3 protein-coding genes and 1 pseudogene are annotated in these 12,373 nt (G+C 66.2%); 3 read left to right on the top strand and 1 reads right to left on the bottom strand.

All coding sequences use genetic code 11. From position 1 onward, the window contains the following. The first annotated feature begins 828 nt into the window (after positions 1 to 828). The 3 genes from ACIQCH_RS35025 to ACIQCH_RS35035 all read left to right on the top strand — a co-directional run bounded on the left by ACIQCH_RS35025 (position 829) and on the right by ACIQCH_RS35035 (position 12,207). A complete protein-coding gene (locus tag ACIQCH_RS35025) occupies positions 829 to 4,095 on the top strand; it encodes a LamG domain-containing protein (RefSeq protein WP_402587788.1) in 3,267 nt (1,088 codons plus the stop codon). 302 nt (positions 4,096 to 4,397) lie between these two features. After that, positions 4,398 to 11,102, top strand: a complete 6,705-nt coding sequence (locus ACIQCH_RS35030) for an RHS repeat-associated core domain-containing protein (RefSeq protein WP_402587790.1) — start codon at positions 4,398 to 4,400, stop codon at positions 11,100 to 11,102. An 814-nt stretch (positions 11,103 to 11,916) separates the two neighbouring features. Next, positions 11,917 to 12,207 (top strand): hypothetical protein, encoded by a 291-nt coding sequence (locus ACIQCH_RS35035; protein ID WP_402587792.1) that lies wholly within the window; start codon positions 11,917 to 11,919, stop codon positions 12,205 to 12,207. Between the two features lie 29 nt (positions 12,208 to 12,236). Here the strand turns inward: ACIQCH_RS35035 and ACIQCH_RS35040 are convergent. Then, positions 12,237 to 12,373, bottom strand: a pseudogene (locus ACIQCH_RS35040) (AAA family ATPase); the annotation flags it as partial.

The raw sequence follows: 12,373 nt of genomic DNA on the forward strand, positions 1-12,373 counted from the left end.
AGGTCACTCGTGGGCCGCGTGAAATACGAAACTAGACGTCATGAACACGTCTTCCATTTGGGAGGGTTGTGCGATAACTGGTTCTTTGTCGCTGGGGTATACCTGTCTGAACGTTCAATTTTGTCCGATGCGTGGCTACCTGCATATCTGCGGCTCGAGGGGTGGCCATTGGCTGATCGCCGACCCGAATACCTCGCTTGACCCCCTTGACCTGCGGCGATGCGGTGCTGTGTGTCGGGGATCACCCTTGACGTGGTCAAAGCGGAAGTTGATATTTCTCCAGTTAAATAAAGCTTTGATAAGCCCTGGGGGTGGTCCGTGAAGGGCTTCTATTGGCGTGTGCGAAAGCGTGCGTGCGCCGTTGTTGCCACTGCAGTGGTGGTGACCGGTATTCCGGCAATGACCGTGCCGGCGTGGGCCGTTGACTCAGCAACGGACGAGTCCGCGGCACAGGCTCCTGCGACGCCTGAGGAGCAGGCTGCGGAGCGTGCGAAGGAGTCGGGGAGTCGTGCGGAGGTGTTGGCGCGGCGTTCGGAGTCCCGGCAGGTGTTCGCGAACCCGGACGGAACGTTCACTCTGGAGTCGAGTGCGGCTCCGGTGCGGGCGCGTCAGGACGATGGCTCGTGGGCTCCGATCGACACCACGCTCGTCACGACGGGTGATGGCCGCGTGCGGGCGAAGTCGACGACGAGCCGCGTGGAGTTCTCCGGTGGTGGCACAGCTGGAGACATGGCGGTCCTCACGAGGGGGGACAAGCGGTTCTCATTGGACTGGCCGACGCCGCTGCCTCAGCCGGTCCTGGCCGAGGACAGCGCAACGTACAAGGACGTGCTTCCCGGGGTTGACCTGAAGCTGACCGCAGTGGCCACCGGCTTCACCGAGATCCTCGTGGTGAACACCGCAGAGGCCGCGAAGAACCCGGATCTGGAGAAGCTGAAGCTGTCGGTCAAGGCCGACGGGATGACGGCCACCAGATCGCGCTCCGGTGGCCTGCGCTACGTGGACGAGGACGGGGCGACGGTCTTCGACAGCCCGGCCGGCCGCATGTGGGACTCCTCCGGCGACCAGGCCCAGGCGGCCCCCGAGAAGAACTCTCCAGCACAGACCGCATCCGTGCAGACGGCGCGCACCACGGCAGTGCAGGCAGCTGCCTACACGGTCCCTGTTGCCGACGCGCCCACCGATTCTGACGACGGGAAGCCGGACGACGCAGGATCCGAGGATCCTGCCGACGCACCAAGCCCGGGGGACAAGACGGCCGACGTCTCGGTGAACGTCGTAGGACAGACGCTGGAGCTCACGCCCGACCTGGACCTCCTTCACAGCCAGGACGCGGTCTTCCCGCTCTATATCGACCCGCCGGTCAAGGGTCTGACGCCTGCGGACTGGACGGCCCTGTCCTCTGACGGGGACGCGTTCTGGGAGTTCAGCGGCGACAAGGGTGTGGGGCACTGCTCGAACTACGCCGGCTACCTGTGCTCGTACGACCCCTACGATCAGCGCCTCTACTTCGAGTACCCGCTGGCTTCCCTGTACGGGAAGAAGATCCTGGACGCGACGTTCGAGGTCTACCAGAACTGGAGCTTCACCTGCGACCAGCAGCTGTACTGGTTGGTGCGGGTGGACGAGAACCGCGGCATCTCCTCCTCGACCCGTTTCGCCACCAAGCCCGCCTACGTCGACCTGATGGGTGACAAGTGGTCGGCCATGGGTCGCAGCACCCTCTGCGGTCCCGCGCAGCCGGCGGACTGGCTGCGGTTCAGTGACAACGTCAGCGGCGGTGAGACGGACGAGAACCTCACCCCCACGATCCAGAGCATGGTCGACGGCCAGAAGCCGAACATCACCCTCGAGCTGCGCGCGCAGGACGAGTCGAACGCCGCGGCCTGGGCCCGCTTCCGCAACGACGCCAAGCTCTCGGTCACCTACGTGTCGAACCCGAGCGCTCCGGATCCGGTGGGCGTGCAGAAGGGCACGACGGGACGGGCCTGTAACGCCTCGACCACCCCGTTCATCACCAGCACCACCACCCCGAAGATGCTCGCGACCGTGCAGTCGGGCGACGGCTCTCAGTCCCAGCTGCGCGCCGTGATGGAGGTCTGGAAGGCCGACGGCTCCGCTCGAGCTTGGACGGTGAACTCCCCGCCAACCACCTGGGTCGCAGATGACGCCCCTCGCGCCGAGGCAACCTCGGTGCTCCCGGCGCAGACCACGTACAAGATGCGTGCGAAGACGCAGGCCTACTACTACACCGACCGCGGTAAGACCGGCATCCTGGACTCGTCGTGGTCGACTTGGTGCTACTTCCGCATCGACACCGACAGCCCGCCAGCGCCGATCATCAAGAGCGCGGACGGCCTGTACCAGCCGGCCGACACCGACCCCGCCTCCGGCGGTGTGGGTGTCCCGGGTAAGTTCACCTTTACCCCGGCGGACACGAATCCCGCCGTCTCCGGTATCCAGTCCGACGTCACCTCCTACAAGTGGCGCCTGAACAGCGGCACCGTCTCCGCCCCGGTCACGGTCCCGATCGGCACCTCGTACACCAAGTCCATCGAGCCGAACCAGGCGGGTGAGAACACCCTCCAGGTCTGGGCCTACGACGACGCCGGGCACATCTCACAGACCGGCTACTACAGCTTCGCCGTCAAGGGCGCCGAAAACCCCGTCGGCGTCTGGGGCATGGACGGCAACGGCGACGACACCACAACAGCGTCGACGAAGCACCCCCTTACAGTCACCGCCGCCTCGGAGTACTCCTACCGCGAACGCGCGGGCACCCGCGCACTGTGGCTCAAGGGCGCCACCGACCAGTACGCCAGGACCGACACCGCGCCCCTCGACACCTCGAAGTCCTACACGGTCTCCGCCTGGGCCCGCCTGAGCGCAGGCGCCACGCAAAACGAGACTGTCCTAGGCATCGACGGCGACGTCTACAGCGCCTTCTACCTGTCCTACCAGACGGACAAGAAGACTTGGACCCTGCGCACCTCCCCCTACGACTCCACGAGCGGCAACATCTCCACCCAGATCGTCGTGGCCGATCAGCCGGCAGTCGCCAACGCGTGGACCCACCTGAGTGCCATCTACGATGCGGCAGACCAGGAGATCCGCCTCTACGTCAACGGCCGCTACCAGGGAGCGCACTCCGCTGCGCCCTCGTGGAAGGCGACTGGCGGTCTCCAGGTTGGCCGGGTGCTGTGGGGCGGCAACCACGTCGACCACTTCAACGGCTCGATCGACGAGGTCAAGGTGTGGAAGCGCGCCCTGTCCGAGGACGAGATCGCCCAGGACGCACGACTGGAGGACGAGGACGCCAGCGACAACGATGCAGGCGACCCCATCACCGCGGCGGTCGGGGACTGGGACGCCACCAAGGCCTCCGGGACCGTGATCGCGGACACCACCGGCTTCGGCCGGGACCTGACCCTCAAGAGCGCCACCCTCGGCATCGATCCCGCAACCGTCGACAACCCCGACATCGGTCTGCCCACCCGCCAGGTCATGGCGCTCAACGGCAGCAGCGGCTACGCCACGGCCCCGGGGCCGATCGTGGACGAGACGGGGTCGTTCACTGCGACGGTCTGGGCCCGGCTGGACTCCGAGAAGCTCAAGGACACCACCAAGAGCTACCGCGTCCAGGTGATGGGCCAGTCCGGCGGCACCCACTCCTCCTGGGGCATCTGGTACGACCAGCCCTCCGGCTCAACGGCGGGCAAGTGGCGCCTTGGCCGTCCCACCAAGGACAGCGGCGACCCGGTGTGGATCACCGCCGACTCCGGCGTAGCGGACAAGGACCAGTGGGTGCGCCTGACGGCCGTCTACGACGCGCAGCAGCTCGTCAAGGACGGCGACGGCGACGGGGCCCAGCGCGGAGCGCTGAAGCTCTACGTCAACACCGCCCAGCTCAACGGCCGCGACGGCGTCGCCTACTCCGCCCCCTGGCAGGGCTTGGGCGCGTTCGAGGTCGGCCGCGGCCTGGTCAACGGCACCAACCAGCGCTACTTCCCCGGCCACGTCTCCCACATCCGAGTGTGGGCCGGAGCCATGAGCGGCACCAAGATCGCCGAGCTGTACACGGCCGACAACGAATAGCAGCCCCGCCGCCGCTGACCGTGTGGCCCCGCCGAGCACGGCGGGGCCACACCCCTCACCTTCTGTTCTTCTCCCACCCGCCCTGAGGGTGCGGAGTTCTTCCCTACATGTCTGAGGAATCGACTGTGACATCAGCTGCTCGTGGCGCACGGGCCCGGACACCCCTGGGCCGCTGGCTCGGGCGCACCGCCGTGGCCGTGTCCCTCGCACTGCTTCCACCGCTGTTGAGCCAGCCCCCCGCTGCCACAGCCACACCGGCAGCTGCAGCGCTGCCGCACCCGCCCAAGCCGAAGATCAACAAGGTGGTGCCCTTCAAGGCCCGCCCCTCGAAGGCCCCCCACGACCAGGCCGCCCCCGCAGCCGCGCGCGAGCGCGCCCGCATCGCGGCAGCCCACTGGCCCACCGCCGGCCAGGCAACGCTCAGCCCGCTCCCCGGGACGGCGGCCAAGGGCCAGGTCGGCGGCCTGCCCATCACCATCACCACCCCGCACATTCCCAGCAAGGCAGCGAAGGCAGCCCCGGCGGACGCACCGAGCGTCTCCGTGCACGTCCATGACCGCAAAGCCTCCCAGCGGGCGGGCGTCAAGGGCCTTCTGCTCGACCTGACCCCGAAGAACTCGGGTGCGCAGGCGGGCCCGGTGAACCTGTCCCTGAACTACTCCTCCTTCGCCTCCATGTACGGCGGCAGCTACGGCGCCCGCCTCCGGCTCGTCCAGCTCCCGGCCTGCGCGCTGACCACACCGAACAAGCCGGCCTGCCAGACCCGACAGCCACTGCCGTCGAAGAACGACCCGACCGCCCAGACCCTCACCGCCGACGTACCCGCCAAGGCGCTGGCCTCCGGCATGACCGTCCTGGCGGCGGAAGGCGACTCCTCCTCCGCGGCTGGTGACTTCGGCGCCACCGCGCTGGGCCCCTCGGCCACCTGGGAGGCGGGCGGCAGCACCGGAGACTTCAGCTGGAACTACCCGCTGCGCGTGCCCCCGGCCACGGCCGGCCCGGCCCCGAGGCTGTCGATCGACTACAACTCCGGAAGCGTCGACGGACGCACCGCCGCGGAGAACAACCAGACCTCCGTCATCGGTGAGGGCTTCTCCATCACCGAGTCCTACATCGAGCGCAAGTACGCCTCCTGCAAGGACGACGGCAACACCGGCAAGGGCGACCTGTGCTGGAAGTACGCCAACGCCACCCTCGTCCTCAACGGCAAGGCCGCCGAGCTCGTCAACGACTGCGACCCCAAGGTCACCGGCGCCTGCAGCGCCGCCGCCCTGTCCGAGGCCGCGGGCGGCACATGGAAGCTGAAGAACGACGACGCCACCAAGGTCGAGCACCTGACCGGTACGGTCAACGACGACACGAACGGCGAGTACTGGCGCGTCACCACCACCGACGGCGTCCAGTACTACTTCGGCAAGCACCGCCTGCCGGGCTGGAGCGACAACGGCACCAACCCGGACGACCCCGTCACCAACTCCGTCCTGACCGTCCCGGTCTTCGGAGACGACGCAGGCGAGCCCTGCCACGGCGTCACCTTCAACGACTCCGACTGCGTCCAGGCGTGGAAGTGGAACCTCGACTACGTCGTCGACACCCATGGCAACGCCATGACCTACTGGTACGGCAAGGAGTCCAACTACTACGCCAAGTCCGGCGTCGCCTCACCCGGCACGTCCTACCACCGCGCGGGCTACCTCAAGCGCATCGACTACGGCCAGCGCAGCGACCAGCTCTTCGACAAGCCCGCCGCCCAGCAGGTCACCTTCACCTACGGCCAGCGCTGCGTCGTCGAAGGCGGCTGCACCAGCCTGACGGACACCACCAAGAAGGACTGGCCCGACGTACCCTTCGACCAGATCTGCTCCAGCACTGAAGCCTGCACGGGCCTGATCGGACCGTCGTTCTTCACCCGCTACCGCCTGAGGGACGTCAACACCTACGTCTGGACCGGCACCGGCACCACGATGCGCCAGGTCGACAACTGGCACCTCGAGCAGAGCTTCCCACCCAGCGGCGACGCCTCCGCCCCCAGCCTCTGGCTCGACTCCATCCAGTCCACCGGCAAGGCCGGCGGCACCGACGCCCCCACTCCGAAGATCGTCTTCGGCGGATCCCAGTTGCCCAACCACGTCGAGGGCGGTGGAACCACCCTGCGCTACATCAAGTGGCGCGTGCGCACCATCACCACCGAGACCGGCTCGGTCATCACCGTCAACTACTCCGACCCCGAGTGCATCCGCGGCACGAGGATGCCCGCCTCGGAGGACAAGAACGGGCTGCGCTGCTTCCCGATCAAGTGGTCGCAGGCCGGCGGCACCCCCACCACCGACTGGTTCCACAAGTACGTCGTCACCGACGTCTTCCAAGAAGACGCCCAGGGCGGAAGCGACACCCAGGAGACCTACTACAGCTACCCCTCCGGCGGAGCTGGCTGGGCCTACGCCGATGACGAGGGCCTGACCAAGGACAGCAACCGCACCTGGTCCCAGTGGCGCGGCTACGAGAAGGTCACCACGACCACCGGCAACGCCACCGGCCCCAAGGGCAAGACCACCACCCTCTACTATCGCGGCCTGAACGGCGAGAAGGAGCTGGACGGCACCCCGCGTGTCGAAACGGTCACCACCTCCACCGGCGTGACCACCAACGACGACCGCCAGCTGGCCGGCTTCGTCCGCGAGACCATCACCTACAACGGCGCCGACGAAGTCACCGGCACCATCACCGACCCCTGGACCCTCAAGACCGGCTCCCACACCTACACCTGGGGCACAACCGAGTCCTGGATGGTCAAACCCCGCACCACCACCACGCGCACCAAGGTCAGCACCGGCACCCGCACCAACGCCGCAACCACGTACTACGGCACCACCTACGGCATGCCGGTACGCGTGGACAACCAAGGCGACGTGGCCAAGACCGGCGACGAGTCCTGCACCGTCACTAGCTACGCGCGCAACACCGCAGCCTGGATCGTCGGCACCGTTTCCCGCACCGAGTCCTACTCCGTGGGCTGCGACGACCGCGCCACCATGACTCTGCCCGACGCGGCGATCTCAGACGTCACGATCGGCTACGACGGCCAGGCAGTCGGCACGGCACCGACGAAGGGTGACGCTACCTCCAGCTACCGCCTCTCCGGCTACGTATCCGGCCAGCCCGTCTACCAGGCGCTCTCGTCGACCACGTACGACCAGGGCGGCAGGGTACTGACCACAACTGATCCCTACGGGCGCGTCGAACGCACCGACTACACGCCCAGCGACACCGCCTATGGCCCCCTGACCTCCAAGACCGTCACCGACCCCAAGGGCTTCTCCTCCTCCACCACCATCGACCCCGCCTGGGGGTTGGCGACCAAGCTGGTGGACGCCAACGGCAAGACCACCGAGTGGAGCTTCGACGCCCTCGGCCGGCTCGTCGCCGTCTGGAAGCCCAACCGCGTGCGCACCCTCGGCGACGCCGCCAACATCACCTACACCTACAACATCACCAACAGCCGGACATCCAACTCCTACGTCCGCACCGACACCCTCAAGGCCGACGGCAAGACCTATAACAGCTCCTACCAGCTCTACGACTCCCTCCTGCGCAAGCGCCAGACGCAGGTGCCGTCCCCCTCGGGCGGCCGACTGATCTCGGAGACCCTGTACGACGACCGGGGCCTGGCCTACATGGCCAACTCCCAGGTCTACGACAACAACGCACCTTCCGGGACCATCGCCGGCACCCTGCCCGGCTCGGTACCCGCCTCGACTGAGACCGTCTTCGACGGCGCCGGCCGCGCCACGGCCTCGATCTTCCGGGTCAACGGCCAGCTGAAGTGGCAGACCGCCACGGACTACAGCGGGGACGAGGTCGCCGTCACAGCCGCAGCCGGCGGAACCGGTATCCGCACGATCACCAACGCCCTCGGCCAGGTGACCGAACGCCGCCAGTACAGCGGACCCAACCCCACGGGTGCGGCGTACACGAGCACGAAGTACACGTACACCCCCCGTGGCGAGTTGGCGGCCATCACCGGCCCAGACAAGTCGAAGTGGACCTACACCTACGACCTCCGCGGCCGACTGGTGACCAAGACCGACCCCGACTCCGGCACGACCACTACCACCTACGACGACGTCGACCAGGCCCTCACCACCACCTTCACCAAGGACGGTGCCACCAAGACGCGTCTCAACGACTACGACGAGCTCGGCCGCAAGACCGGAACCTGGGACGGAGTCAAGGACGACGCGCACCAGCTGACCAAGTACACCTACGACACCGTCGCCAAGGGCAAGCCCACCGCCGCCATCCGCTACGTCGGCGGCACCACCGGCAAGATCTACTCCCAGGTCGTCACCGGATACGACGCCATGGGCCAGCCCACGGGAGTCAAGACCGTCCTCGCCGCCACCGACCCGCTCGTCACCGCTGGCGCGCCGCAGACATTCACCACGCCCACCGCGTACAACCTCGACGGCACGGTTCAGAACACGGTTCTGCCCGCCATCGGTGGCCTCCCGATCGAAGCAGTCGGCTACACCTACAACGACCTGGGCATGCCCACTGGCGTCGAAGGTATGACCGACTACGTCCGCTCCGTCGGCTACACCCAGTACGGCGAGACCGAGGAAACCGTCCTCGGCACCTCGACCACCGCCAAGCAGATGCAGGTCCTCAACCGCTTCGAGGACGGCACCCGCCGCCTGGCCAACCGCCACACCATCGACCAGACCAACGCCGGCTACACCAGCGACGTCGACTACACCTACGACGACTCCGGCAACGTCCTCTCGGTCAAGAACAAGGCCGGCAGTGACGACAACCAGTGCTTCGCCTACGACGGCGAGCGCCGCCTCACCGAAGCCTGGACCCCAGCCAGCGGCGACTGCACCGCCACCCGCAGCTCCGCGACGCTCGGCGGGCCCGCCCCTTACTGGCACAGCTGGACCTACAAGGTCGGCGGCCTCCGCGCCACGCAGACCGTCCACACCAGCGGCGGTGACACCACCACCACGTACAACTACCCCGACGTCAACACCGACGGGGCGGGCCAGCCGCACAAACTGACCAGCACGGTAACCGGGAGCACGACCACCACCTACGGCTACGACGAACTCGGCAACACCACGAGCCGCAAGGGCCCCACCGGTGCGACTCAGTCCCTGAAGTGGAACTCCGAGGGCGACCTCGCCAGCCTCACGGAAAGCGGAAAGGCCACCACCTACCTCTACGACGCCAACGGCGACCTCCTCATCCGCACCGGTCCCGACGAGAGCGTCCTCTACCTCCCCGGCGGCCAAGAACTCCACTACAACCCCACCATCCAAACTTTCTCCGCCACCCGCTACTACGGCATCGGAGACGGCACAGCCGTACGCACCAACAACGGCCTGAACTGGATCGTTGACGACCACCACGGCACCGCGTCCCTGAGCGTCGACTCCACCACCCAAGCCGTCACCCGCCGCTACAGCAAGCCCTTCGGCGAACGGCGCGGTACCGCACCCACCACCTGGCCCGACGACAAGGACTTCCTCGGCAAGCCTGCCGATGACACCACCGGCCTGACCCACGTCGGCGCACGCGAATACGACCCTGTCATCGGCCGCTTCCTGTCCGTCGACCCCGTCTTCGCCCCTGAAGACCACGAATCCCTCAACGGTTACGCCTACGCGAACAACACCCCCGTCACCCTCGCAGACCCCACCGGTCTCCGGCCCGACGGCGCCTGCGGCGGAACATCCGCCTACTGCAACGGCGGAATAGAAACCTGGAGGCTCAACAGCCACGGAGGCTGGGACTGGACCTACAAGAAGACCACCAACATCAGGGGCACCGACGGCACCGTCCTCAGCGTCACGGTCACCCAGACCTCCTGGCGGACCACCTACCGTGCCACCTACAAGATCGGTCCAAGCCCACTGCCCCGCGCGATCGACATCGATACACAACAGGGCAACGCCACCCCCAGCCCCAGCCCGGGCCCCGCACCCGAACTGAAGAAGGGACCGGCGCCGCCACTGGGCGTCGCCGGCGAGATTCTCCTCGCTCTCTGCGGCTTCGTCCCCGTAATCGGCGCCGGATGCGACGCGGTCGACCTCGCACGTTCCGTCTCCAAGGGAGACAAGCTAGGAATGGCCCTAGGAACGGCGGGCTTCGTGCCGCTCATCGGCGACGCGGTCAAACTGCCTAGGCAGCTCGACAACATCTGGAACGTCATACGCAAAGTCGACTGCAAATGCTTCCTTGCAGGCACCCGGATCCTGATGGCTAATGGCACTGTCAAACCCATCGAACAAATCAAGGTCGGCGACCTCGTGCGCGCCACCGACCCCCGCACCGGAAAGACAGCAAACCGCAAGGTATCCCGGCTCATCGTCACGACAGATGACAAGCACTTCAACAAGCTCTCCATCGCCACGAAAACCGGGATAGTTCCGCTCACAGCGACGCACGAACACCCCTTCTGGTCTCCGTCGAACAATGCCTGGGTCGAAGCCCGATTCCTCGCGACCGGTATGACCCTCAGGACCGTCGCTGGATCTCCAGCCATTGTGGTGGCTAACCAGCCGTTCACTCGGCACGCCACCACGTACAACTTCACGGTCGCTGACCTCCACACGTACTATGTGCTGGCTGGCGAGACTCCGGTCTTGGTCCACAACACAACTTGTCCGGTTGGTTTCACAAACCTCGGCGGGAATAAGTTCCAGTCCCCAGGAGGTCTCATATATGGGCCCGGATCGGTTCACGGCCATCGTTTGGATCACGTGATGGCGCATGCAGCTCCCGACCCGACGAAGCCGTCCCACAGTATGTTCATGGACTCCGATCAAGCGAGTATCGTGTCACTACTGGATGAGGGATGGGCGCGACGCGGCGCGCCCGACCCCAATGACCCAGCGAAATACATCGTTCCTATGGGGCGAGTGGTAGGCACCGCAGGTGAAATGAATCTGCGAATCGTTGTGGTCCCTGGAACCAGTAAAGTCATTACAGCGTTCCCGCAGCAGTAAGGAAGAAATAGTGATAGCGTGCCCTCGTTGTGGACAAGGTTGGGTAGTTGCGTGTCGAATCACCGGAAGGTCGGAGACCTTCATGGTGTGCGAGGAATGCGACACGGTATGGGAGGGTGAGCCGACGGGCAAGCCACCGTTCGTAATCCTTGAGGAGTACATGTCGCAATTTGACATGGATCCCCTGTGGTCCAATCTTGAGCGCCTCTAAGAAGGTTCGACGCAGGAGATGTTCCGCTCGCGGGGTGGGGCCTCTCCTGCGGCCCGTCAGATGATGACGGCGGACTCGGCAGTCATCGGTACCAGCCTTAGGGTCGTATCTGGGGCCTTGGCGAGTTCCCATGATGCCTATAGCTAGGATGAGGCCATCGCTCCCGAGACCGGCTTTTGGGCGCTTGATCATCGGGTAAAGGATTCTCCTGCAAAACGGAAGCCCCACCAGGTAGGTTCTGGTGGGGCTTCCGTATGGGTTAATATTCACCTCTCCTTTCGTAAGTTCGGTGGGTGTGGCTGCGTAGGTTTCAGGCGAGAGCACTTGTTGGTGGGTTTCGGCATCACGCAGTGACCGATGAGCCCGTGAATGTTGGTGGGAAATAAGAGCACCCTTGGGTGGCGGGGGCTCGATCACGCGTGCGATGCGGGCTGCGTTCGTGGCAGGATGGCGGCATGTTGATCAGAAAGGGCGATGCCGCGTAGGCGCCCGAGGGCCGTCCGTGATGAGCGGTGGCGGCCGCGCAGACACGTTGTAGTTCGGCGGATCCGGGGCGTTTCCGCGAGGACTCGTGCAGCTGTCCGCCGCGTCGAGGATGAGCGGATGTGGCCTGGTGCTGTTGCCGACGCGCTCGCCCGCTTCGAGTGGGCCTTCAGGCAACCCGGCCGTTATCTGAACGCATCCCCGGTCTGGCAGCCCGGACTGGAGGTGGAGTATGCCCGCGACGATCTGGAAGAGGTCATGCTTGACCTCCCTCACGGTGCCCGGCGCGATCTCGGCCGGCTGGTCGCTCGCATCGACGATGAGTTCGAGCGTCGCACTCTGCCGAATCCTGGGCCGGTGAACGCCTTCACGGTGGGCGGCTGGTGGTGGTCAAGGAGCCGTGAGCACTGACGATGCTCACGCAGCCTCGTGCGCCCAGGTCAGGTCGTGGTCGGCTGTTGTTCAGCGCGGGCTCGGGTGGTGGCGAGGTGGTAGGAGTCGGTGCCGGTTTCGATGATGGTGCCGTTGAAGGTGAGCCGGTCGACGATGGCGGCGCAGAGCCTGGGGTCGGTGAAGG

Source organism: Streptomyces sp. NPDC093225, assembly GCF_044753805.1.
In the GTDB taxonomy this organism is placed as follows: domain Bacteria; phylum Actinomycetota; class Actinomycetes; order Streptomycetales; family Streptomycetaceae; genus Streptomyces.

What these genes read in the sequence shown, in the direction of transcription:
- ACIQCH_RS35035 (WP_402587792.1), top strand. Translation starts at nt 11,917, where the DNA reads ATGTGGCCTGGTGCTGTTGCCGACGCGCTCGCCCGCTTCGAGTGGGCC.